Annotated in this window: 20 protein-coding genes; 8 read left to right on the top strand and 12 right to left on the bottom strand. The window is 55.3% G+C overall.

The features are described from left to right. Positions 1–24: 24 nt before the first annotated feature. Positions 25–2,292, bottom strand: a complete 2,268-nt coding sequence (locus J4772_RS15290; RefSeq protein WP_247741109.1) for an ATP-binding protein — start codon at positions 2,290–2,292, stop codon at positions 25–27. Between the two features lie 186 nt (positions 2,293–2,478). Here J4772_RS15290 and J4772_RS15295 point away from each other — a divergent pair, with 186 nt between their 5' ends. The 3 genes from J4772_RS15295 (at position 2,479) to J4772_RS15305 (ending at position 5,383) form a co-directional block, all read left to right on the top strand. Beyond that, on the top strand, positions 2,479–3,543 hold the full coding sequence (locus tag J4772_RS15295; protein WP_116063118.1) for a Delta(5) desaturase DesA: 1,065 nt from the start codon (positions 2,479–2,481) through the stop codon (positions 3,541–3,543). 92 nt (positions 3,544–3,635) lie between these two features. Continuing rightward, positions 3,636–4,781 (top strand): sensor histidine kinase, encoded by a 1,146-nt coding sequence (locus J4772_RS15300; protein ID WP_116063117.1) that lies wholly within the window; start codon positions 3,636–3,638, stop codon positions 4,779–4,781. Beyond that, positions 4,778–5,383 (top strand): response regulator transcription factor, encoded by a 606-nt coding sequence (locus J4772_RS15305; protein WP_209075923.1) that lies wholly within the window; start codon positions 4,778–4,780, stop codon positions 5,381–5,383. Before J4772_RS15300 ends, J4772_RS15305 begins: the two co-directional genes overlap by 4 nt. Here the strand turns inward: J4772_RS15305 and J4772_RS15310 are convergent. Then, positions 5,376–6,476 carry a glucosaminidase domain-containing protein gene (locus tag J4772_RS15310; RefSeq protein ID WP_209075925.1) on the bottom strand — a complete coding sequence of 367 codons (1,101 nt, stop codon included), beginning with the start codon at positions 6,474–6,476 and terminating at the stop codon, positions 5,376–5,378. The two genes, J4772_RS15305 and J4772_RS15310, sit on opposite strands and share 8 nt — an antisense overlap. 253 nt (positions 6,477–6,729) lie before the next feature. Here J4772_RS15310 and J4772_RS15315 point away from each other — a divergent pair, with 253 nt between their 5' ends. From J4772_RS15315 to J4772_RS15330, 4 genes are all read left to right on the top strand, one after another. After that, entirely contained in the window at positions 6,730–7,824 is a 1,095-nt protein-coding gene (locus J4772_RS15315; RefSeq protein ID WP_209075926.1) for an endospore germination permease, read from the top strand. Further along, positions 7,821–9,299 (top strand): spore germination protein, encoded by a 1,479-nt coding sequence (locus tag J4772_RS15320; protein WP_209075929.1) that lies wholly within the window; start codon positions 7,821–7,823, stop codon positions 9,297–9,299. The genes J4772_RS15315 and J4772_RS15320 overlap by 4 nt, the downstream gene beginning before the upstream one ends. Continuing rightward, complete coding sequence (locus tag J4772_RS15325) at positions 9,296–10,444, top strand: Ger(x)C family spore germination protein (RefSeq protein ID WP_209075931.1); 1,149 nt, start codon at positions 9,296–9,298, stop codon at positions 10,442–10,444. Before J4772_RS15320 ends, J4772_RS15325 begins: the two co-directional genes overlap by 4 nt. A 194-nt stretch (positions 10,445–10,638) precedes the next feature. Beyond that, positions 10,639–11,280, top strand: a complete 642-nt coding sequence (locus J4772_RS15330; protein WP_209075932.1) for a metal-dependent hydrolase — start codon at positions 10,639–10,641, stop codon at positions 11,278–11,280. Positions 11,281–11,374: 94 nt separating this feature from the next. On the opposite strand, the gene J4772_RS15335 is transcribed toward J4772_RS15330, so the two are convergent. The 4 genes from J4772_RS15335 to J4772_RS15350 form a co-directional block, all read right to left on the bottom strand. Then, positions 11,375–11,728 carry a PH domain-containing protein gene (locus J4772_RS15335; protein WP_209075934.1) on the bottom strand — a complete coding sequence of 118 codons (354 nt, stop codon included), beginning with the start codon at positions 11,726–11,728 and terminating at the stop codon, positions 11,375–11,377. A 71-nt stretch (positions 11,729–11,799) separates the two neighbouring features. Continuing rightward, a complete protein-coding gene (locus tag J4772_RS15340) occupies positions 11,800–16,167 on the bottom strand; it encodes a DEAD/DEAH box helicase (protein ID WP_247741110.1) in 4,368 nt (1,455 codons plus the stop codon). Positions 16,168–16,478: 311 nt separating this feature from the next. Further along, positions 16,479–16,997 (bottom strand): GNAT family N-acetyltransferase, encoded by a 519-nt coding sequence (locus J4772_RS15345; protein ID WP_116063108.1) that lies wholly within the window; start codon positions 16,995–16,997, stop codon positions 16,479–16,481. A gap of 75 nt (positions 16,998–17,072) precedes the next feature. Further along, positions 17,073–18,062, bottom strand: a complete 990-nt coding sequence (locus J4772_RS15350) for a M15 family metallopeptidase (protein WP_209075936.1) — start codon at positions 18,060–18,062, stop codon at positions 17,073–17,075. Positions 18,063–18,139: 77 nt separating this feature from the next. Between J4772_RS15350 and J4772_RS15355 the strand changes: the two genes are divergently transcribed. Next, positions 18,140–18,328 (top strand): uracil-DNA glycosylase, encoded by a 189-nt coding sequence (locus tag J4772_RS15355; protein WP_209075938.1) that lies wholly within the window; start codon positions 18,140–18,142, stop codon positions 18,326–18,328. A 6-nt stretch (positions 18,329–18,334) separates the two neighbouring features. Here J4772_RS15355 and J4772_RS15360 read toward each other — a convergent pair whose 3' ends face one another. From J4772_RS15360 to J4772_RS15385, 6 genes are all read right to left on the bottom strand, one after another. Next, positions 18,335–18,622, bottom strand: a complete 288-nt coding sequence (locus tag J4772_RS15360; RefSeq protein ID WP_116063179.1) for a YqkE family protein — start codon at positions 18,620–18,622, stop codon at positions 18,335–18,337. A 59-nt stretch (positions 18,623–18,681) separates the two neighbouring features. After that, the gene (locus J4772_RS15365) at positions 18,682–19,599 is read right to left on the bottom strand and encodes a glycerophosphodiester phosphodiesterase (protein WP_209075940.1); all 918 of its coding nucleotides are present in this window, start codon (positions 19,597–19,599) and stop codon (positions 18,682–18,684) included. A gap of 294 nt (positions 19,600–19,893) precedes the next feature. After that, positions 19,894–21,372, bottom strand: coding sequence for a DHA2 family efflux MFS transporter permease subunit (locus tag J4772_RS15370; RefSeq protein WP_116063105.1), 1,479 nt, complete (start codon positions 21,370–21,372; stop codon positions 19,894–19,896). Next, positions 21,359–21,796 (bottom strand): MarR family winged helix-turn-helix transcriptional regulator, encoded by a 438-nt coding sequence (locus tag J4772_RS15375; RefSeq protein ID WP_181917902.1) that lies wholly within the window; start codon positions 21,794–21,796, stop codon positions 21,359–21,361. Before J4772_RS15375 ends, J4772_RS15370 begins: the two co-directional genes overlap by 14 nt. A 370-nt stretch (positions 21,797–22,166) precedes the next feature. Continuing rightward, positions 22,167–22,712, bottom strand: a complete 546-nt coding sequence (locus J4772_RS15380; protein WP_116063178.1) for an NADPH-dependent FMN reductase — start codon at positions 22,710–22,712, stop codon at positions 22,167–22,169. 89 nt (positions 22,713–22,801) lie between these two features. Continuing rightward, on the bottom strand, positions 22,802–24,748 hold the full coding sequence (locus tag J4772_RS15385) for an ATP-dependent DNA helicase (RefSeq protein WP_209075942.1): 1,947 nt from the start codon (positions 24,746–24,748) through the stop codon (positions 22,802–22,804). Between the last annotated feature and the right edge of the window lie 112 nt (positions 24,749–24,860).

The raw sequence follows: 24,860 nt of genomic DNA on the forward strand, positions 1-24,860 counted from the left end.
TAAACAGCAAACAGCTTTTCCGGCTTAAGCTATAACCGGCAACCGAATTTCCACGCATGTTCCGATTCCCGGCTTGCTGCTGAAGCTCATCTTGCCTTTGTGATTCGCGATTATTCGCTGGCTGACCATCAGGCCAAGTCCGTTGCCGGAAGCTTTGCTAGTGAAGAAAGGCTCCCCGAGCCGGGTCAAATGCTCCTTCGCGATGCCCCGACCTTGATCGGCTACCCGAATGACTGCGTTCGCCCCGTCGCATGACAGATCGATGGCAATTTCTCCGCCGTTTTCCTCCATCGCTTCCAGACTGTTTTTAATCACGTTCATAAATACCTGTTTGAGCTGATTGCCGTCGCAGACGATCGGAGGCACGTTATCCGCGAAGCTAGTCCGGAAGTGAACGTTCACAAGGCTCGCCTGCGGCTCCAGCAGCGAAATCAAGTCGCAGAGCAGCTCCGACAGCTCGGTCGGTCTGAATTGGCTGATCTGCGGCTTGGAGAGCACGAGAAATTCGCTGACGATCATGTTGATCCGCTCAAGCTCGGGAAGCATGATGTCCAAATACGCGTTGGAAAGCGAGCCCTGCTTCTGCCCCAATTGAACGAAACCGCGCAGCGTCGTTAGCGGATTGCGGATTTCGTGCGCCACGCCGGCGGCCAACTGCCCGATGACCGACAGCTTCTCCGTGCGGCGGATCACTTCCTCCGTCTGCTTCCGCGCCGTTATGTTCCGCGAAATCTCCGCGATCGCCACCACCTCTCCGCGATCGTTGCGAATCGGCGATACCGTGATGCTGACGTCGATGCGGCTCCCATCCCTCGCAAGCCGAACCGTCTCGAAGCCGGTAACCGATTCCCCTGTCGCTACGCGGACGCGGATCGCCTCATTCTCCGGTTTCAGCTCGTCCGGAATGATCGACGGCTCCCGGCCGAGAACGTCCTCGGGGTTCCAGCCATAGATCGCGCCGAACGCCTGGTTCGCCTGCTTAACCGCTCCCTGCAGATCCGTGACGAGAATGGCGTCCGAGGTATGGTTGACGAACGACTCCAAGTACTCCTTCGTACTTCTGAGCTCCTCCGCCGAATCTTGCAGCTTGCCCATGTACGTCTGCAGGTTGTCCGCCATCGCATTCACCCGCAGCGACAGCGTGCCGAGCTCGTCGCGGGCGCGCGTTTCAATCTTTCTCCCGAAGCGCCCGACCGCGATCTCATTGACGTAATCGACGATATGCCGAAGCGGTCTGATCATCGCCCCGGAGATGAAATAGCTGGTCGTCCAGACCAGCACGAGCAAGCCTGCGGAAATAAACATAAGCAGAAACAGCTGGCGGTTCAAAGCTTCCTTGATCGATCCGTAATCGAAAATGACGCTGACGACGTAGTGCTTCTCGTTCTGCAGCGGAATGAAGCTTTTGATGACTTCTTTGCCGTCTATTTTGAATCTGGCCGTGGATACTTCTCCGGTCCCCGCCGCCCGCAGGACGAATTCGACGTCCTGTTCCTTGTCCGCATAGGCGTATATGCCGAATGGCACGTCCCGAACGTCAAGATTGCGTACCGGCCTGCCTTTCTTCAGCTTGACAATTTCGGGTTTGCCGAAAAACTTAGGATCGAAGCCCGTAATCGCCAAGATGCCCTCGTTGCCGGACATGACGCTGCGGATAAGCGCGTTTGTTCCGATTTTGTTCTCGTAATCGAGAAATACCTGCGCATTGACGTAGGGGTTAATAATGTAGTCGGTCGTTCCGTCGTAGTAATAGCCCCATTTATGCACCCGATCGGGATCGGAGGATGCGTACTGATACGGCCCCGACCAATAGTGATCCAGCTTCTGCCCCTGCTCGATCGTCACTTGGCGGTCGTCGAGCAGCTGGTTAAACGCCCTGTACCAGTAGTCCATCGTTTTCGAGCCCATATTCAGCTCCATCGGATCGGACGAACGGAACACTTTGATGTCGCCGTCCCCTCGTTTCCACAGCGAAATATGATCTACTCCGAGCTTGCGGCTGAGCTCCGCCAACTGCTCGTTGCCGACGTTCTCAATCCGCGGATCTAGCGCACTCTGAGCGGATATGGCGACCGTCCGCAGCTTTTCCCCGATGATGGACTCCATCAGCCTCATCGATTTCTCCGCAGCGTCCAGATTCGTTCCGATCTGTTTGGCGATCGTCAGCATCTCCTGCCTCAAACTGTTCTCCATCTCGTTCTTGGACGAGTAATAGTAAATCGATATATTTAGCGCTAAAATAATCGTTGCGATCAAAGAGATCAGCAGCGAAAGCTTGACTTTAATCGACACGAGCCTTGCCTCCGGATCCAGTTGATCCTATTACATTTAGACATCGTTCGACGGATTCCTCTTTCTGAATGTAAAAATTCGCCTTCTGACATGACATTTGTCATGTTCGAATACTGACACTTATGACTAACGTCCGGCCCGTTCTCCTTCTACAATAAGATTATAAACTTGCGTAAGGAGGATCATATGGCCACTTCAAACACAGCACAATTAAAGAAAAGCGTCTCTCCTTATGAAAAGCCGATCACGAAAGCCAGTCTACTGCAGCTGATCAATACGATTCCGCCGTTTATTCTACTCTGGGCGGCGGCCTATCTGAGCCTGTCCGTATCCTATTGGCTTTCTTTGCCTTTTATTTTGTTGGCGTCCGGTTTCTTGATCCGCATCTTCATCCTTTTTCACGACTGCTGTCATCAATCGTTCTTCAGAAGCCGCAAGGCGAACGAGATTCTCGGAACGCTCACGGGAATTATGACGCTGTTCCCTTACCATCAATGGAAGCATAGCCATTCCATCCACCATTCCACGAGCAGCAATCTCGACAAGCGCGGCATAGGAGACATGTGGCTGATGACCACTGACGAATATCTCGAAGCGTCGAGATGGACGAGATTTTACTACCGCCTGTACCGCAACCCGATCGTCATGTTCGGAATCGGCCCGTTCGCCGTCTTCCTGATCGAATATCGTTTTAATCGCAAAGGGGCGCGACGCGCCGAACGAGTGAATACATGGATCACCAACCTTGGCATTGTAGCTGTGTACGGCGTTCTCATCTGGGCGCTCGGCTGGCAAGCATTCCTTCTGGTACAGCTTCCGATCTTCTGGCTGTCCGGCGCAGCGGGTATTTGGCTGTTCTATGTGCAGCATCAATTCGAGGAGACGTATTACGAGCACGATGCGGAATGGAGCTACGTCAAAGCCGCCGTCGAGGGCAGCTCGTACTACAAGCTTCCGAAGGCGTTGCAATGGCTGACCGGCAATATCGGGTTTCATCATGTTCACCATCTAAGCCCGAGAGTGCCTAACTATTTGCTGGAAAAAGCGCACGAGTCCGTCCCTCCGTTGCAGCACGCGACGACGGTCACGCTGAAGTCAAGCTTTGCCGCAGTGAAATTCAAGCTGTGGGACGAACAAAAGAAAGATTTCGTTACGTTCGGGCAGATTAAACATCTGCTACAAGCTTCCCGGACCAGCGCCTCGGCCGCAGGACGGACGCCGAAAGCCGCGCCGGACAACGAAGTCGCATAACCGCCAACCTACGGCCTTCTTATGGTAAAATAACCGTGAGAAGGCCCTTGCCGATTAATGGAGCGTTATTGCCAATAGGAGCGTAACCACAGATGTACAGAAAACTTAGAAGATTTCAGATTTTCCCGAAAACGACCGGAATCAGCCCATACGTATGGCTGATGTTCTGCATACTGCCCTTCTATTTTATTTTCCGTTCATCGTCGAATCTGGAGATCGCCGCGGGCATTCTGATGATCGTACTGTTCTTCTTCTGCTATCGGCTGACCTTGAGTGCCAAAGGTTGGCCGGTTTACGTTGGGATAGGCGTGCAGATCGCCATCTCGATCGCGATGACGGTGCTGTTCAGCTATGCTTATTTCGCCTTCTTCCTGGCGTTCTTCATCGGCAACGTTCAGAACAAAGCCGGATTTATTACACTGTATACGATTCATATCGCCACGAGCCTGATCGCCGTTAACGTCGGTTTCATTATGCAGGACAAGTTCTTCATTACGCAGACGCCGTTTATTCTGATTAGTCTGCTCGGCGTCATTCTGCTCCCTCTCGGCAGCTACAATCGCAACAAGCAGGACGCTCTGCAGGAGCAGCTCAAAGACGCCAACCAGCGTATCGCCGAGCTGGTCAAGCTGGAGGAACGTCAGCGCATCGCTCGCGATCTGCACGATACGCTTGGGCAGAAGCTGTCTCTGATCGGTCTCAAGAGCGATCTCGCGCACAAATTGGTCTCCGCCAACCCTGAACGCGCGCGGGCTGAGATCAAGGACGTCCAGCATACGGCCAGAACCGCGCTTCAAGAAGTCCGCATGCTCGTCTCGGAGATGAGAGGCACACGTCTGGAGGACGAGTTGGAGCGAATCAAGCAAATTTTGCTCGCAGCGCAAATCGAATTTAAGCTGCAAGGCGATCCTGCGCTGCAAGGCGTTTCCTTGCTGACGGAAAATGTGCTGAGCATGTGCCTGAAGGAAGCGGTCAACAATGTTGTCAAACACAGCGGAGCGACAGAGTGCGCGGTCGGCTTCCGTCAGAGCGACACCGTAGTCGTTATGGAGGTTCGCGATAACGGCGCCAGTCGGCCGGAACGGCTCAATTTCAGACAAGGCCACGGCCTTCAAGGCATGAAAGAAAGACTGGAATTCGTCAACGGAACATTGGAGATCGTGATCGGTGAAGGCACGGCCATCGTTGCGACGATCCCGCAAATTGTGCAGCGAACCATCAAGGAGGAATTGCCATGATTCGAATCGTTATCGCCGAAGACCAACGCATGCTGCTTGGAGCCCTCGGCTCCCTGCTCGACTTGGAGGACGACATGGAAGTCGTCGGCAAGGCGTCGAGCGGCGCGGCAGCGGTAGAGCTCGTGCGCCAGCTCCGGCCGGACGTCTGCATTATGGACATCGAGATGCCCGGTCTCAGCGGTCTGGAAGCCGCCGAGCAGCTAAAAGAATCGAACTGCAAAGTCATTATTCTGACGACGTTCGCCCGCACCGGCTATTTCGAACGCGCCATTAAAGCCGGAGTCGTAGGTTATCTGCTTAAGGACAGCCCCAGCGAGGAGCTTGCCAGCACGATCCGCAGCGTGCTAGCCGGCCGCCGCGTCTATGCGCCGGAGCTAGTCGACGAAGCTTACCGGGAACATCAGGGCAACCCGCTCACCGACCGCGAGAAGGAAGTGCTCGGACTGATCGCCGACGGTAAAAACACGAAGGAAATCGCGACTGAGCTGTTCCTGACGACGGGCACGATAAGAAACTATATTTCCGTCATCCTCGACAAGCTAGCCGTCAGCAACCGGGTCGAGGCGATCAAAAAATTCACCGAGAAAGGCTGGTTCAAATGATGTTGAGCTTCTTGTAGTCCTTCTTCATAATCGTTTTGACCAGACTCGGCCATTTGGAGTTCGCCGGGCAGTACTTAGTCGCGATTTTCTCGATCGTCGTATAGCCTTTGTCGACATACTTGTCGGCTAACAGCTGTCCGAATTTTTTGACGCTGTCTCCCTTCGTTTCGAAGGCGAACGCCTTGCGATGAGGATCGGGACCCGTCGCGTTTAATCCGAACAGATTGTTTTTATTTTTGGCCAATCGGCTGCTGCCGTTGCCGCTCTCCAGTTTCATGACGGCAATCGTGAACAAAGCGTTGATCCCGTACATCTTCTCCACCTCTAATATTGCTTCCTCCAGCCCTTGCTCCGCCAGATCCGTACCTTTAAAAATCCGCGCAATATCCTCTTCCGACAGTCCGGATTCCGTCTCTACTTTGGAGGTCGGCACCACAGGGACTTTGTTCTGCTCCTCCGCCTCTTCCTCTGTCTGAACAGGTTCCGTCGCTGGCGCTGCTAGCGCTGCCGGCTCCGTCGGGATCGTCTCCGTCCCCGCCTCCACCGCCTTCGGTTTGTCTTCAGAAACGGCCGCATCCTCTACGAGGTTCGCATAATCTCCATGCACGTAACCCCCGCCCTTAATTCTAAGCCAGCCTTCCGGCGTCTTGCCGACGATTTCCAGCCGCGTTCCTTTCGCCACTACCGATTTGATTTTCGATTTCGGATAAGCATTCGTTCTGACGTTAAGAAAATAAGCCGTCACTTCGTAAACCTGCGTTTGCGGCTTTGCGGAGGCCGCGATATGTACTTCCTTGTCGGGATTTTTGGCGATGTCGGCTACGGTCGCGGAGACGACTGCGGACTGGAACCGATCCGGAGGGTTTGGCGCTTCGTATTCGAACGAAAGCTCCTCGGTAGCGGCCTGAGACTCGATAGCCGTCGCGGCGGGCAATGCGAAATCGGCTTTCCAGTCCGCTTCGGATAAGCTAGATGCCGCCGGCGAGGCGGGATCTACCGGCGCTGTTGCCGTTAGACAGCTGATTCCTACAATCGTCGTTAATGCCGCTCCTATGATGTATGCGACCCATTTACGAATAGTTTCCCTAACCATCCGGATACACCTCTTCCGTTAATTTGGTGATGGCAGCCGTTAGTTATCGGTTTGATTGTACATATATGCGGATGAAAAGCTTGTCATTCTTTCAGTGAAGATTAATTGTTAATTTGTCGATTAGAAAATTTTCATATTCCAGGCTGTCAGGGGCTGATATTGGGAGCGGGCTGAAAGCTCTGACATAGAAAAGGGTGGTATCGCGCATAATAGCTTTGTTGCAAACATTACCAACTGTTTAGGTGGTCTCGACTTGAAGAGTTCGAACGGATCGATCAACTTTTTCCAAGCTTGCACGATTCTCATGCTGACGAACGGTTTAACCAACCACGTCATCGTAAATCCGATGCTTCTGGATGCATCCGGGCGCGACTCTTGGATCGCGGTTATCGCCGCTGGCGTGCTGTTCATCCCCTGGTGCCTGCTGCTGGCTCTATTTATGAGAAGGTCGGGAAATATGGCGCTGCATCCGTGGCTCGCAGAAAAAACGAATCCGATCCTCGCATGGGCTTTTACACTTCCGCTCTGCATCCAGCTCTATATGATCGGTGCGATGACGGTCATCCATTCGGCGACTTGGACGATCACCAACTATCTTCCCGGCACGCCGAAAGTGATCCTGGCTTTGATTCTCACCGGATTTTGCGCACTCTATGCAAGCTGGGGCTTGCGCGTAATTGCCATCATGTCCGGCATTCTGCTGCCGCTCGTGATCATTCTCGGCTCGTTCGCAGGAATATCGAATTATCCGCAAAAGGATTTCAACCTGCTCAAGCCGTATTTGGAGTTCGGCGTCAACCCGGTTCTGCAAGGCATGATCTATGCGGGCGGCGGTTTTGTCGAGATTATAACGTTGATAGCCATGCAGCAGCATCTGCAAAAAAAAGTAAAGCCGTGGGCCTTGATGCTGTACGGAGCGGTTATGGTGTATATCATGATGGGTCCCTTGATCGGAGGCATTACAGAGTTCGGGCCGAGCGAAGCGGCAAAGCAGACGGTATCGCCTTACGAGCAGTGGAGACTCGTCAAGCTCGGCTCTTACGTGGAGCATGTCGACTTTTTCTCAATCTATCAATGGCTGGCCGGCGCATGCGTAAGGATCAGCTTGTCCATCTTCCTCGTGCTCGATCTGCTGAGAATTCGCCGAAACGAGCTGCGGAACCGATTCATTATGCTGATTGCGCTCAGCTATGTCGCGCTGTCCGTTTTTCCGATTAACGAGTACGCCTTCTATTTGTGGATGTATCGGTATTACTTTCCGATTTCTCTGATCGTAGCCCTGTCCGCTTCGTTTTGTTGGATGTCCATATCGTGGTTCGCCAAACCGGCCAAAGGAGGAGCAGCATGAGACGGCAATCTTCAAAAAAAGATTCCGAATGGGACGAAAAGAAGCTGCGTGATTTGTTCGCGAATTCTGCGGACGTGCAGATTATGCCTTGCAAGCTGACCGATCAGACAGCCTCCGAAGTTGTGATGGTATATGCGGAAGGTCTATGCGATACCTCTCAATTCGGCCAAGTTCTCCTTCCCGAACTGAAACAATTTTATGTAGGAGAGGGCTCCTTCGCGATGAAGACGAAGGGCTATTCGGGAGGGCTGCCGCTCATCGCCGTGGAACCAGATGAGACAGACGACGTTGTAGTCGAGTATTTGTTCCAAGGAGACGTGCTGCTCCTGTTCACGGATTGCGGACGCATGTACAAAATGAACATCTGCAATCGTCCGCAACGGACGCCGGAAGAATCCAACACGGAAATCTCGATCAAAGGGCCTAAGGACGGATTTACCGAAGATCTTGTCGTCAACGTGGCGCTTATTCGCAAACGGATACGCAGCTCAAGCTTGAATTACGAAACGTTTACGCTAGGCAGAAGAACGAAAACGAAAGTCGGGTTAATCTATTTCAAGGATATTCTGTCTCCGGAAATTTTGCGGGAAGTGCACAAGAGGATCAGCCAAATCGATATCGACGGGCTGTACAGTATTAACCAGTTGGAGGAAAAGATGGCCGACTCCAAATATTCGGTCTTCCCCACGTTCGCGTTAACGGGAAGGCCGGATTATGTCGTCAGCAGTCTATTGGCCGGACGGTTCATTCTGATCGTAGACGGCATTCCGATGGTGCTGATCGGTCCGGCGGGCTTATCTTTGCTGATGAAGTCCCCGGAGGACGTACACTTCAACTATACCTACATCTCGTTCGCGCGCATCGTCCGGCATATCAGCCTGTTCCTCTCCATCTCGTTGCCCGGTTTATGGGTGGCTCTCGTCGCGTTCCATCAGGACCAGATTCCGTTTCGGATGATGGCTACGATTGCCGGTGCGCGGCTTGGATTGCCCATGTCCGCGCAGATCGAAATGTTCATTCTGCTCACGCTGATGGAAATTTTTCGGGAGGCGGGCGTGCGACTTCCGAGCTCGATCGGTCAGACGTTGACAGTTGTCGGGGGGCTTATTATCGGAGACGCCTCGATTCGTGCCGGTCTCGTGTCCCCCTCGGTCGTCGTCGTTGGCGCGATCACTGCAGTCACCTCGGTCACGCTCGTCAACCAGTCCCTCAGTACGATCGTCAGCGTCATTCGTTTCGGTATTTTTCTCGTCTCGTCATTGATCGGCATGTACGGCTTGATCCTGTGTCTGATTTTGTTCGTTGCCTACCTTTCGCGGCTGCATTCGTTCGGCGTACCTTACTTGGCGCCGCTGTCGCCGCTTAATGTCAAGGATTTGGCCGATTCTTACTTGCGCTTGCCCTGGAGCCGAATGAGGAAGCGGCCGGGCGCGCTACATCCGGTCGATCCAGATCATCACGGTGATGAGAAATGATTCACAGATTGGGCAAAGCCGTAATCGCTGCGATCGTCCTTCTATCGCTGACTGCTTGCTGGAACTCCAAAGACATTCAGACGATGGACTACGCGACTGCGATCGGACTCGACTACGAGGACGGAAAGTACATTACTTACGTTCAATTTCTGAACTTCACCAACGTCGGGCGCAACGAGTCGATGCAAATCGGCAAACCGCTGCCGGTATGGATTGCAAAAGGTATAGGAGCAACGCTGAGCGAATCGCTTTCCTCTATCTATGCGACCTCGCAAATGCGCATTTTCTGGGGGCATGTCAAAACGATTGTGTGCTCGGAAAGATTGCTGCGCCACGGTGTCGAGGAAGCATACAATGCGGCCAACCGTTTTGGAGAAATCCGCTACAACATTCTTGTTTTCGGTACGCGCGAGAAGCTGCCGGACCTGTTCGTACAGAAATCGATCTTCCACCTGTCTCCGCTCGATACGATCATGTTCACGCCGGAGCAAACATTCGCGCAGCGTTCCTTCATCGTGCCGAAGACAAGCAACCGCATCATCGCGGAAATTACCGAACCGGCCGAGGCGGTCATGCTGCCGTCGATAGCGATTAACCGGGACGTTTGGCAGCAGGACCAGAAGCCTGAGACGATGCTGACGATCGAGGGAGCATTTTTCTTCCGCAACAAGAAAGCGATCGCCTGGCTGTCAGAGGACGAGCTTGCCGGTACGCGTTGGACGCAGAAGGAACTGAAGCGCTCTTTGATCCGAGTTCCTGCCGAGGGCAAGCCGAAAGCGTCGCTTGTGCTCATCAATCCGACTTATCACGTCGCATCCAAAGTAATAAACGGACAGCCGGTGTTCGACCTGAGTCTGAGGCTGGACGCGACGTTGGACGAATTGAATGAGAACATCAGCATCGAAAAGCTGGAGCGGCTCGGAGAGGAAACCGTACGCGATGAAATTATGCGGAGCTTTCGCAACGGTCTTGCCAAGCAGGTCGATGTTCTCAAATTACAAGAGACGCTTTATCGCAACCACCCCAAGCAATGGCACGAGCTGCGTAAAAACAATAAACTGCTGCTTAGCCAGGATAGCATTCGCAAAATCGTGATCAAAATCGACATTCGCAACACCGGTAAGTACAAGGGCAGATTTGATTGAGCGTAGCGAAAGGATTTGCGCGGCTTAACGCGACGCAATCGAATGAGAACGTCGCGCCCGGATTTCTTCGTCTTGCGCAGGTTGCTCCGCACTCCGCCAGCTTGTATAATAGACAAGCAAACATATGTTTGCTTGAGCCTATTTGCGAGCGTGACGGCATAGGCTTACAACATGATCTGCCTGCGGAGGAATGAATGAAGGGCACGACACATCTGGCCATCGGCTGCGCGATCGGCGCGGTGGCATGCGCTTATTATCCGTTTAGTCCAAACAACGCCGCACTGTTCTTCTCCGTCGCCGGACTATCCGCCTTAAGCGCCGATCTCGACGGACCAAGCATACTCAGCCGTAAAATTACGAAGCTCTCGCAATGGCTGAGAAATGCGATGCTGGTCGCGGGACTGCTGCTTATGGCGGGGCTGACGTATGTAATTGTCGTTCCCGGTCGCTTCGATCCCGTGTATGCCGCCTGCGCGATTTCCGCGTTCCTACTCGGCCTGGTCGCCAAGAAAGGGGTCATCCGCAATGCGATCGTCAGTCTGATCGGCGGCGTCCTGTTTGCTTGCGGCTGGGTGTACGGGTACGCCTGGCTCAGCGGTTTAGGCGTATTCGTCGCCTGGGCTCCATGGCTGAAGCATCGGGGAATGACGCATACGATATGGGCTTTGATCGGGTGGGGAGCGATCGGCTGGGGGTTGGAGCAGCAATCGGGAGTCGAGGGCGTGACCGCCGTCGCGATCGCCGGATATGCCTCGCATCTGCTAACGGATACGATGACCCCAAGCGGCGTCAAGTGGCTGTATCCGCTCTACAAGAAGCCGATTAAGCTTCGTTGAGAGCTGCAGAGGCTGACCTGAATCAGCGACAGAATGCAAGAGGGGCTGCGCCCGATCATCGATCGCGATGATCTCGGCGCAGCCCCTTCCCGGTTTACTGCACTTGGATTTCCGTAAGCTCCTGAGCCCTGAATTTCAACCGCGCGGTCTCGGCGGCCTGCCCCAGCAAGTCCGATACGGTGACGCTGTCCCGTATATTGCGAAGCAAGTAGCTTGGCGAGGTCGTATCGGTGGAGAGGACGGTAATATCCCCGATTTTCAGCATTCTTTCAAGCAAATTGCGCTTCAAGGTAATATCCCTGATGCGGTACAACTGGATTTCTTCCCGGCGCTTCGTGAAAATCCCCTTCTCCACAACGATTCTGCGCTCGGTAATCCGGTAATGCGTAAAGCTAGGGAATCCGAAGTTGAAGGGCTTCCCTTCCCAAAGCACGGTCTCGTTCTGCAAGGCCATCTCTCCCATGAAATCGGATGAACTCTCCCCCTCATTGTACACGATGCGCGGCTTCTTGGCTTCCCTTATTTCGACCAGAATACGAGCGAACGCATGTCCTTCTCGCCGCCAAGGCCGACCAGTCGGCGTCCCTGTCCCGTCTCCAGAATCGGCAGGCCGTTCCAGCTATCGACCTTAATCTTAACCAGCTTGCGGCTGCGAATGATTGCATGGAGCGCATAGAGCAGCATCGCAGCCTGCCTATCCTCGGCCTGTTCAGTCTGCAATCCGTCCGCTCCCGGCGCTTCGAACACCCGCTTCCCGTTGTTTTCGATCCAGAACAGCCAGCGGTCTCCCTGCATAACTAAAAAGTTGCCCGGCTTGCGCGCATAGCTCGCCCCGCCCTTCCCTTGCGGCCAATCCATCAGCAGGCCGAATGGTATGGCGGGGTCCGCCGAGGACAGCACCGATAAGGCGGGCTCTGCGGCATCCGGCAGCGGCTGGCGAATCGATTCGCTCTGTTCGCGCGTCGTGAATTGCAGCGTCGAAGCGCCTTTGACGAACGCTCCGCGCGTCAATACGCCCCATTCCTCCAGCCTTTTGAGCGTCGGGTAAAAGAGATCCCAAGAATAAGGGGCCGTTTTCGCCACCAGCTCTTTGTTAATCAGTCCATAGACGTTGAGGAGATGATGCGTCCATACGAGCACGGGCGATTGCTGCTCCGCACCGGACTTGTCCGGGTCAGGGGATCGCGCTTCGTCTGGGTTGAGCAGGGAGCTTGTCGCATACCATCTTCCCTGCCCCGATCCCGCCCGTTCCCATTGCTTCGGCTTGACCGTGCCGACCTGCAGCCGCAGGGGAGCGAACTGATCGTTGGACACGACGCCTTCCCACGCCAGATCCAGCAGATCGGCCAGCAGCTCCGATGGCGTCTTGTCCAGTTCGCGACTAAGACGCGTCAGGAAGCTGGCTCCGTCCGCTTCAATACGCTTCAGCAGCTCCGGGTGCTTGGACGGCTTCGCCTCCTCGAGGAAGGCGGAATAGAGCGGCTTCGATTCCGTCAGGAAGAAGGCCACTTTGCCTTCCTTGTCTCCTTCTTCCTTGCGGCCGATCCAGATCAACTCCCCCGATGCGCACAGCAGATCGAGATGCTCCTTGCGATAGCCGGTCAAGCGCGTCGGCAGCACAATCGTCTCCCAATGAGAGAGCGGAAGAAATAAGCCCTGCAGCCGCTTCATCACCTCGAGCAGCCCCTCGCTGCCCTGAAGCTGCGTTCCGTTCCAGGCGTGCTGGCGCAGCGCGATCTGCCCGCACCAGCGAGCCGGCTCAATCGGCTCGGCTTTGCTGCGCGCATGACGAATGGATAGCCGTACGAGCCGGGAAGCGACCTTCGCGCTCGTCCACAGCCGCTCGTCGGCGCTTGCCGCGTGCGGGGCTCGCTCAATCAGACCTTTGTCCAGCAGCTCTTCGACTGCTTCCTTGGCGTTAGCCAGCGTAAGCGCAGGATAGCGCTCGCACAGCTCCGCGTCCGTAAAGGAAACGACGTTATCCGCGTACCTGCCCAGCACGAACATAACCGATTCCGGCGTCTCCGGAAAAGCCGCATAAGTCTCCGTCTCGTCGGAGGAAATCCAGCGGCTTTCCCCGTCTCCGGACAGGTCGACCGCCGATACGCGGCCCTGCTCCTGCAGCCGGCCGAGCCAGCGCAGTCCCGCTTCCCCCGTTATTCGCACGATCTCCGCGGAAGTCAAATCCCCTCTTTGCTTAAGCAGCGCTGCGAGTCCGGGCGCATCCGCCGGCGTCTGCTCCGGATCGCTCAGCCTTGCCCTCTCCGCTTCGATAACATCCGGGCTGACGGTCTGGCCAAGCGCGTTCTCGTCGAAAATTTGCGCCGCCATCTCCTTGCTGATGCTCAGCAGTTGCAGTCGTGTCGTCTCGTCGAGTCCATCCCCTTCATATACCTGCATGTTTACGTAATCGGCGATGAACTGCGCTGCGAGCGGCGACGGATAGGCCGTCTCCTTGACGACGATTCCGATCTCGCCCGATACGAGCTTCGTCAGCAGTTCCTTAAGCTGATCGATGCGCAAGTAGTCGCGTAGACACTCGGACATCGCTTCGCGCAAATACGGAAACCCTTCCGCATAAGGAAGCGCGCTCCTCAGCAGTTCTTCGCTGCGAAGACGCTTCTGCCACAGCGGCGTGCGGGTAAAGCTGCGCGACAGCAGCAGGCTGTTCTCGGCGATGCGGCGAAAAGCGATACCCAGCAGCGGAGAATCGCTGACGGCTTCCGTCAGCAGCAGCTCGACGTTGCCCGGCGTCACCTGCCGGATCGCCTGCAGCCAGGACGCATCCCATTCCGGCAGCACGAATTCGATTCCGTTATCTTTGGCGTTACCGTACAATCGATAGGGCAGCAACTGCTCGAACTGTCGTTTGATCGCAAGCAGCCATGCCCGGTTAACCGTTCTTCCGCACAGATTGTGAACGATGACATGCGTCTGGTTCATCACATCGCGATAATGCTCGATTACGATCTGCCGATCGGTCGGCAGCGCGCAGAAACGGTGCTGCGAGGAAACGAGCTCGATCAGCTGTTCGGCCGAAGTGCGATCCATACAATAATGCTCGCCGAGCCAGGCGCAAGCGTTCTCCTTACGTTCCTGGCTGCGCTCGTCGACCTCGTCCGGCTGGGCAAGCACCTCGGCCAATTCTCGCAGAAAAGCGCCGACCTTCTGTCCAAGCTCGTAGGGACGGCTGCCCGCCTCGTTGCGCCAAAACGGAATTTCGCTGAAACGGTTGCCGGCTTCGGCAACGTACACGCGGTCGTTGCGAATTTCGCGAATCATCCAGGAGCTCGTCCCGAGCTGGAAGACGTCCCCGACCTGGCTTTCCTGGATAAACTCCTCGTCCAGCTCGCCGAGGTGGGCGCGACTCTCCAGATGGTGCACCGGATAGTTGCCGCTCTGCGGAATCGTCCCGACACCGGTTATCGCCGCCATCGCCGTATTGCTTCTCTTCGTTAACCGATTTGCGGCGCGATCCCAATCGATCAACGGCTTGGCGAACGGGTAGTAGCCCGATAGAACCTGCAATGCGCTTTCCAGTCGATGCAGCGAATACCCGCGATAGCTGTCGCTCCCGCGAATAACGGCAAGCAGATCGCGAAGCTGCCAATCCTCTGAGGCGACCATCGCAACGATATGCTGGGTGAGGACGTCCAGCGGCGCTTCGGGAATGCGGATTTCCTCGATCTCGCGGCGTGCGATGAGCCGACCGAGTACGGCCAGCTCGGGCAGCGAGGCCTTCTGCCTCGCCAGCAGCAAGCCGCGGCTCGTCTCCCCGACGCCATGGCCGGCCCGGCCGATGCGCTGTATGCCCCTGGCCGCTTCCAGCGGCGAATCGAGCTGAATGACCAGGTCGATATGACCGACGTCGATGCCCAGCTCCAGCGAAGACGTAGCGACGATACAGCGCAGGCTGCCTTCCTTGAGCAGTCGCTCCACTTCAAGCCGCCGCTCCCGCGAGATGCTGCCGTGATGCGATCGGGCCATCTCGTAGCCGACATGGTCGTTCAGCCGCAAACAGAGCCGTTCGCACAGTCTGCGGCTGTTCACGAACAGCAGCACAGAGCGGCAGCCCTCCATCGCCTTCATGATGCGGTCGAGCAGCGGCAGCCAAACCGCCTCGCGTGTCGCGGCAGGCAGGCTCTGGTCCGGCATCGTAATCGATACGCCCATGCTCTTGCGCATCCGGCTCTCTATGATCGCAACTGGACGAGGCGCCCTCTCCTCCTGGCGTTCCGCTGCATAACCCGACTGTCCGTCGTTCGGGACGGTTGACGCCCCATTTTCCTCCCAACCGCCCAGAAACGCAGCGACCCGCTCCAGCGGATTCTGCGTCGCGGATACGCCGATCCGTTGGACCGGCCGACCTCCGCGGAGATGGACGAGCCGCTCCAGCGACAACGAGAGGTGAGCGCCGCGCTTGTCCGCAGCGACATCGTGGATCTCATCGACGATCACCTGCTCCACGGTGCCCAGAATGGCCCTACCTTTGTCGGACGTCAGCAGCAAATAGAGAGATTCGGGCGTCGTCACGAGCAAATCCGGCGGCCGCTTCAGGATGGCCGCCCTTTTGCTTGCGCTCGTATCGCCCGTGCGCACTTCGCTGCGAATTCCCGGCCACTGCGCCCCGCATGCTTCCGCCCGTACCTGCAGCTGTTCAACAAAGCCTAGCGCATGATGATGAATGTCGTTGTTCAGCGCTTTAAGCGGTGTGATATACAGCACTCGCACGCCTGATGCGGAGTTTCTCGGCGACGGGGCGGATTTCGCGCTGACGATTCGATCCAGACAGGGAAGCAACGCGGCTAGCGTCTTACCCGAGCCGGTCGGCGCCGCGATCAGAGTATGGCGGCCTTCCATAATAGCCTGCCAAGCTTGTTTCTGCACGTCGGTCGGCTCTCCGAACGTCTCGGTAAACCACTCAGACAACAAAGGGTGAAACGGTATAACATTCGCCTCCCTTCTCGGAGCTGGGCTGGACTGATTATATTTTGCGACTCCACTCCCGATGCGGGGAATTTTAACGCGGGTTTTCCACTCTATTCGGCGTTTCCGCCACTTTCTGGCGAATTTAAAGCGGGTTTCCCGCTCTATCGGCGTTTGCCGCCACTTCTGGGCCTGTTAAAGTCCGCTATAAATTTTGCAACGTTAAAAAACAACCCGCCGCATCTTACAGACGCGGTCGGGATTCTGCTCACCTATAGTTTTTTCTCGTACATGCTGTAGGTTCCCGAGGAATTGACGCCCTCTCCTACAAAATCATAATTCAGGTTACGGTAAAACTCGTTAAGCGCCGGGATGCTGGACAAGCAATCCAAGCGAATAATCCCTTTATGTAGCTGCTCCGGGACAAAGCTCTCGGTCCACTGCATAATCTGCTTGCCGACGTCCCTTCCCGCATATTTACGGTTAACAGCGAGACGATGCAAATAGATGGCGGCCCCATCCTCCGCTTTACCGGCCCACAGATGGCGATCCCATGAGTTAGGCTGCTCCATCAGAATGACCATGCCCGCGATTTTGCCATCGTCCCTGAAAATGTAAACCTCTCCGCGATTAACCGCTTCAGGCGTATTGTGCGAGTCTTCGCCCCTCAATAGAGCGTTCCATTGCGTAGAGCCTTTGCGAAGCAGCCATTCCGCCGTGTTCGCCAGCAAACGCATAATTTCCGTCGTATCTTCCGGTTCCGCCCGTTCAACGCTTGTGAAAATGGACATATAACGCCTCCCGTTCCTCTAGAACTAGAATAAGATTAGAATTCCCGTGCAGCTGAAGAATTAACCCGTGCAAGCCTATTCAACGTCGAAATCGAAATATTTCTTCGGGTATGGCTCGTCCTTCAGCGTGTAATGCCACCACTCTTTATTATAAGGCTTAAAGCCGTGTCGCACCATAGCATTCTTAAGCAGTTCGCGATTGGCGGTCTGCTCGGCCGAAATCTTCTTCGTGCCATGACTGGAAATATCGCCGAAAAAATCGTACGGTCCGCCCATATCCAGCGGAACGCCAGTGTCCGCGTCCGCAACCGTCAAGTCGATGGTGCTTCCTCGCGAATGCCCCGATTTGGAGGCCACGTAGCCGAGCTTAAACACTTGCGATTTGTCCACGTCCGGGTAGAAAACGTCCTTCATCGCCGTGTCCTCCACGTCCGCCGCCCAGCGGATAAAATGAGCTACAGCCTTCGTAGGACGGTAGGCGTCGTAGATAAGGAGCGCATACCCGGACTGCTTAAGCTCCTCGTTCGCCCCCAGCAGCGCCTGAGCCGCCTCCTCTGTCGCGATCGCGACAGGCGCTTTATAGCCGTCGACTACCGCACCGACAAAATTGTAATCCGACGCGTAGCGAATCTCGAACAAAGCATCCGGTATGTACTCGTCAAGATAGACGAACCCATCAGGCAATGCCCCTCTTACAAGGGAAGAAACCGGGGTCGGCGAAGGCTGCTGTTGCGATTCCAAGCTCGGTTCCGTCTTCAGGCTAGGTTGCTTCCCTAACTCCGCTTCCTTCCCTAACGCCTGTTGCGATTCCGCCTCCGAATCCATCCCGCTATCTGTCGTCGAGCCGCTATCTGTCGCCGAGCCGCTTTCTCCCGTCTCTTCGATGGAAGCGCCCTCTTCAACTCCCTGAGCCTCGGGGATATTGCTAGAAGCGGTAGGGATCGACACGGGAGAAGTCGAAGCGTCCGTCCCCGCCCCTTCCGCGTCATTGCCGCAAGCGGAGAGCGCCAACGCCAGAAGCAGCGCCGACAACTGAAGTTTTTTTCCTCGCTTGCGAAATTTCATCGCTCGTCCTCCTCTCTCGACCGTCGGCCGCCATACAGTTATAATTGTAATAGATGAGTGAAAACGGAGGGAGAACGATGTCCGAAACCCGAAGCGTCGACTGCGTGAAATGCCGCCACTACTATATTACCTGGGATCCGAACTTCCCGAAGGGCTGCCGCTCGTTCGGCTTCAAATCCGCCACGTTGCCCAGCCTGACGGTGTTATCCTCCTCGGGCCAGCCCTGCATGAGCTTCGAGCCGAAGCCGGCCAGTAATCACGCCTAGCCTTTGTTACTTGAACTTCTTCCAATCGAGCGAAGACTCGTTCAGCAAATATCCGAAATCCTGCTCCCGCTTCTTCTGCTCGGCCTCCTTGGCCGCTTGGGCTTCCAGCCTTTTCGCCTCCTTAAGCTTAGCTTCATCCTGCTTAAGCGTCTCGGCCTGCAGCTTCAGTTTGGCCAATGTGTCCGCGCCCAGCCTATCCTTCAGCGTCGCGCCCTGCTGCTCGCTCCGCTCCCAAGAAGCGCCCGAATCTTTCGCAGCAGCGGGGCTTGGACGCCTTTTGTTTCCTTTCGCCATCTGATATTCCTCCTTCGCGATGTCGATGTCGGGATCCGCTCGTCTTTCCTCTAAGCTCGTTATGCCTCGGGATCGTCCAACTCCTCGATCACTTCAAGCAAACGGTCGGGAAAGTCCGTATGGACGCCGTCGACTCCCCATTTTACCGCATTCTCCATATTGACTTGGTAGTTGACCGTATAGGGGTAGATCAGCAAGCCGGACTGTTTGACTTTATCCACGTAATCCTCGTTGATCCGCAAGTAGTTCGCTCCGATCCCGTTCGCATATTCTCCAATTTCGCTTAACGTGCGCTCCGAAATCCGCGCCGGGCGATTGTACCATAGCAGTTGGAACAGCGGTACGTCCTTGTCCCACGTTCTAATCTTCAACAAGCTGGCCGGACTGAACGACTGGACCGCGACATATTTTCGCAAATCGTATTCTTCGACGAGAGCCCACATTTTCTCCTCCATGCCTGGGGAGTCCTCCGGGTCCTTCGTCTCCAGCATGTAACGGGTATCCTTGCCGAACGCCTCGAATATTTCTCTAAGCGTCGGAACTTTCTCGTTCGCATAGTCGTCCCTCGCATAAATCGGATGCTTCTCGTTGAACCACGAGCCGGCGTCGAGCGCCTTGATTTCCGCCAGCGTCATGTCCTTCACGGCGCCCTTGCCGTTTGTCGTGCGATTCACCGACGTATCATGCATAGCGACTAGCTCTCCGTCCGCCGTCATCTGAACGTCAATCTCGATATAATCGGCCCCCATCTTGACCCCCAGACGATAGGAGGAGAGTGTGCTTTCCGGCGCGTATCCGGAAGCTCCGCGATGGGCGATCGTTACGATTTTCTTATCGGACAGAAACAGGCTCGGAAAATCGAGGAACGACGCGGACAAGGAATAGATCAGACCGACAAGAGCGGTAAGCAGCATCAAATGCAGCGCATACAAATACCCTCTGGAAATATTCACTGGCTCCTGCAGCTTCTTGAACATGTATGCCTCCCTGCGATGTCCGATTTCTTGATACTACCATGTTTGGACGTCGGCTGAAAAGGATATGCCAAAAAAGCGCATGTCCCCGCAAGATCGTCTCAAACGATCCATAGCGGGGACGTACGCTTTAGCAGATGCCGGCAAACCGCAACCCGAGAGGGCGGGCTGGAGCAAGAAACCAATGGCTGAATTGCAGCCCGATTGTTCCGACTATAGCGGGCAAAAGGCGGCGTTGGCTAGGCGGCAGCCCGACTTATCGGGCTGCTGCGGAGTGCGCGGGTCCGCGCTATGCTGTTAGTTCGTTTGTTTGCCGAGCTGCACGGAGGCGATCGGCTCTTGATGCGGCTTGACTTTGCGGATGAAGAAAGCAAGTACAAGCGCCGCGACCGTCATCCAAGTCGAGATAGCAAACGAATGGTTGATACCGTAGATCGTACCTTGTTGCGTCACCTCGAGCATAGCCGCTTGGTTCGCGGGATCGATGTTGTTCTGAACGACCAGTTCCTTAACGCGGCTAGTGGCTGCGTTCGTCATAAGCGTAACGAGGAACGCCGTTCCAAGCGCTCCGGCAACGTTCCGCAGCGTCTGGGACATCGCCGAGCCGTGCGCGTTCAGGCGCTGCGGCAGCTGGTTCATGCCCGCAGTCTGAATCGGCATCATGAGCATCGACATGCCGAACATGCGCAGCGAATACATAATAATGAGGTGCGTGTAGGTCGTGTCCACCGTCAGCTGGCTGAACTCGTAAGTCGTATACGTCGTGATGATCAGACCGACGACGGAAAGCCAGCGAGCTCCGACTTTATCGAAAATGATACCGGTAATCGGGGACATAATGCCCATTAGAATGGCTCCGGGCAGCAGCAACAGTCCGGCATCCATCGGCGAGAAGCCGCGAATGCTCTGTAGATAAATCGGAAGCAGGATCATGCCGGAAAACATCGCCATCGTAATAATGACGTTAATAACGGTAGTCAGGGAGTACATATCGTACTTGAACACGCGGAATTCGAGAATCGGCTTGTCGATCGTCCACTCTCTCCAGAAGAACAATGCAAGCGCGACGATGCCAACGACCAAACTGACGATGACGCGCGTGCTGTCCCATCCGTCATGGCCCGCATCGCTGAATCCGTATAGAAGACCTCCGAAGCCAAGCGTCGAGAACACGATACCGAGGGAGTCGAGCTTGGGCATCGTATTTTTGGTGACGTTCTTCATCGATACTGCGCCGAAAATAAGCGAGAACACCGAGATCGGCAGCACGATGTAGAACAGCACCCGCCAGTCGTAATGCTCGACGACCCATCCGGACAGCGTCGGACCTACGGCCGGAGCGAAGATCATCGCCAAGCCCATCATGCCCATCGCTTTGCCGCGTTCTTCAATCGGGAAGATCGTCAGGAAGATGACCGACATCAGCGGCATTAGAATGCCCGCTCCCGCAGCTTGAATCAAGCGGCCGGTCAGTAGGAGCTCGAAATTAGGCGCTACCGCACAAATCACCGTACCGAACGTAAACAAACCGACGGCGGCCATGAACAGCTGCCTGGTCGTAAAACGATCGATCAAAAATGCGCTGACGGGGACGAGCACGCCGTTGACCAGCATGTAGCCTGTCGACAGCCATTGGATCGTATTCGCGTTAATGCCGAGATCCTCCATCATGACCGGCAAAGCCACGTTCAGCAGCGTCTGCGACAGAATCGCGACGAACGCGGCGATAATAAGCGCGGCGACGATCGGACCTCTTCTAAGATTACTTGTACTCATGGTTCTCTTCCTCTCTCTGTCTCTGTATGATGTTCACAATTTGCTTGTGTATGCGTTGCAGCTCCGCAACGTCTTCCGTTGAAATCTGGGAAATAATTGCTGTCAGCTGCGATTGCCGCAGCGCTTTGACTCGGCCCGCCAAGTCTCGACCCTCAGACGTAAGCGTTAGCGAGATCGACCTGCGGTTCGTCGGCGGACGTTCGCGAGATAGCCAGCCTGCCCGCACCATTCTGTCCACAATGCCGCTGGCCGTGCTGGTGACGGAAAAAATTTTGTCGGACAGTTCGTTAAGGCCGATGCCCGGATTCTCGCTGACGATCTTCAGTACGAAATATTGAATCGCGGTAATGCCCAAACGCTGAGTCGTCTGCGTCATCGACTGATGAAACGCTTGATTGACCTCGCGAAACGACTGAAAAATCATTTGGATGTCTTCATTCTCCTGCAGCGGGAATTCCCCCTTTCTCCTTTCCTCTGTACAGTTATCGTTCGCAAAGGAACATTTCGCATACGAAATAACATACGCTCTTTTCGTTCGTATGTCAATGTTTACATATGTAAAAATGATCATAAAGATTCTGGAGAAATAGTACAGATGATCGATCAAAAAAAGTGCATGTATCTCCTGGAGCATGCCTCATACGGTCCTGAAATCACCTCTTAACGGGTTTACCCATTCAGATTTCGGGATCGTATAGCATCGGAAGGAGATACATGCACGACAACATTTTCTATCGATCATCTTTTTGTACGGCTTTTTTACTTATGAGACAACCCCCTTGCCCGCTGTCACCTTATTGCTTGGCAAATTCGATAAATTTGTCTACGACGCGATCGATATGGCGCACCGTCGACTCGTCGACCAGTCGGCTCGTCGTTTCGTCGAACTTGAGCGCGGCAGAGCTGATGATGATCTCGTTGCCTGCTGGCGGCAGCAGCCTCGCCTGGATGCCGGGGCTTGCCAGGATTTCACGCAGATGAAGCTGGGCGCGGATCGTTCCCATCACTCCGGGGGATACTCCCGCCGTCATAACCGGCTTGCCGATCAGCACCTTGTCGACGCGCGATAGCCAATCGATCGCGTTCTTCAGCACCCCTGGAACGGACCAGTTGTATTCCGGCGTCACGATCAGCACACCGTCCGCGGCGGCGATTTTGCGCAGCAGCGCATGAACCTCCCGAGGAGGATTCAGCTCGATGTCTTGGTCGAAGAACGGAAGAGATCGAATGTCCGCGATTTCCAGATCCATTTTGTTAATATAGCGTTCCTTCATCGTGAGCGCCAACTGCATGTTGTAGGAACCCTGTCTCAGACTTCCGATTAGTACGGCGATTTTCAACATTCGATCGCAACCCCCTTTAATTGGATTTCTCTTTCCTTATATTAACACCGCTGTAACAAAAGACAAACCTTATTTTACACACGTCCTCAGCCGAAACGCAGCTCGACGCCCTCGGGCAACAGTCCGCTCACGAGCTCTGTCAGTTCCGGGTTTTCCTGCAGCTCCGACGCCACAAACGCAACCAGACCCGAATCGTCCCTGGAGCGGATCAGCCTGCCGATGCCCTGTTTGAGACGCAGCAGCATGTACGGCAAATCCACCTCATGATACGGAGATGCGGCGTCAAGACGCTTGGCGGCGAATACCGGGTCGTTCGGGGGAAAAGGCAGAGACCAGACGATAACGTTGGATAAGGACGGTCCGGGAACGTCCAGTCCTTCCCATAACGTGACGGCGCACAGCACCATCGTCTCGTTCGCTTCGAATTCGGCGATCAGGCGGCTGATCTCGCCCTCTCCTTCGAAAACGAAATCGAGATGCGATAGCTCTTCGCAGCCGGAAACGGCCGCCTGGAACTCAGCAAGCTCCTCGCGGGACGGAAATAGCATCAGCGCCCTGCCTCCGGTCCGAAGCAGCATACGAGCAGCCGCCTTCAGTTTGCCGGAAAAGCCGGATTCGCCTTCCCTCAGCGGACAAAGCGCCTCCATTCTCCCTGCGTATTCATAAGGAGAAGCCACGCTGAACGACAAATACCGATCAATTCCGAGCGTGTCGGCCAAATAGTCAAAGCTGCCGTTGACGGACAGCGTCGCCGATGAGAAGATGATCGGCATCGAACGGGAGAATACGCCTTCGCGCAGCACCTCTTTGACCGCCTTCGGCATAATGACCAGCGTCAGTCCGGTGGGGCTGTCAGTGGCCCAGCATATGAGCGAACCGGAGCTTTGGAACAGCCCTAGCGCCTTCTGCATCATCTCCAGATGCTCCTCGACGATTCGCAGCTGGTATCCGTCCAAGGTGTACAATTCGCTCTCGAACACCAGCTCTTCTTCTATCGCGTCAAGCGTCCCGCGCAGACGGGCAACCGCCCCGTACAACTCGCCGTTCAACCGAACCTCTCGCCTGTCCGAACCGGGAACGACGCGGCTATGACGATCCAGCAGCACGAACAGCTCTTCGCTTCTGTCGATCGCTTCGTCGATGAGCACGGCGAGTATCTCGCGAATATCGTTCTTCAGCAGCCGAGTGACAAGCTGCTCGAAGCTCTCGTGCTTGATGCGGTACGTCAGCGCCTTCTGCGCCGCCGATTCCAGCAGATGGCCTTCGTCGAACACGACGGCGCAATGCTCGGGAAGCAGCGGAAGCTGTCCTTCTCTTCTTCTGCCCTCATAAGTCCAGATATGCTCCATATAAAAATCGTGAGAGCAAATGATCAGATCCGCCGATTGGCGGTAAAACTCGCGTGACAGCGTCTGTCCGCAGCGATGTCGCTTGTCGCACACGAAGCAGTCCTGGAACGGGTCCCAATTGACTTTGTCCCATTGGCGATCGTTCAGATGCGGGTACATTTTGCGATCCCCGTAAGCGTGAAACGACTGCATCCCCTCGCTCTTGTGCACGAACGCCGGAAGCTGCTCGTACAACTCGCGGTACAACTCCGGATCCTCATACTCTGTTCTGGCGCGATCAAGCTTGTTCAGACACAGATAGCGGTCCTGAGACTTGGCTAGCCTGGCGTCGATCGAAAGCCCCAGATGCTTCGTCAGCTTGGCGATGTCGCCTTCCGGCTTGACTAGCTGCTCAATGAGCGATTCGTCGGCGCAGGCGATGATCGCAGGCTTGCGATGATAGCGGGCATAGCTGACCGCATACAGCAAATAGGCTAGCGTCTTGCCCGTTCCTACGCCAGCCTCCGCGAAAATCGTCCGTTTGTCCGCGAACGCTTTTTCCAATTGAAACGCCATGTAAATCTGTTCGTCGCGAACTTCGAAGCCGGCCTCGGGCAGCGCGTCGTAGAAGACGTCAGCGACCCATTCTCCGACCTGCTGCACATAAGGTTTACCCGGCTCTACTGCAAAAGGATACCGATTCAAAGAATAATGCCTCCACAACCAGATTATCGAGTCATTATCACACTTTCAGATCGGAAATGCAAAGGTTGAATCGAGGTTTCGCTACCGATGATGCAGCCCGCTTGCTCGTCTT

Source organism: Cohnella sp. LGH (assembly GCF_017671885.1).
GTDB classification, from domain to species: domain Bacteria; phylum Bacillota; class Bacilli; order Paenibacillales; family Paenibacillaceae; genus Cohnella; species Cohnella phaseoli.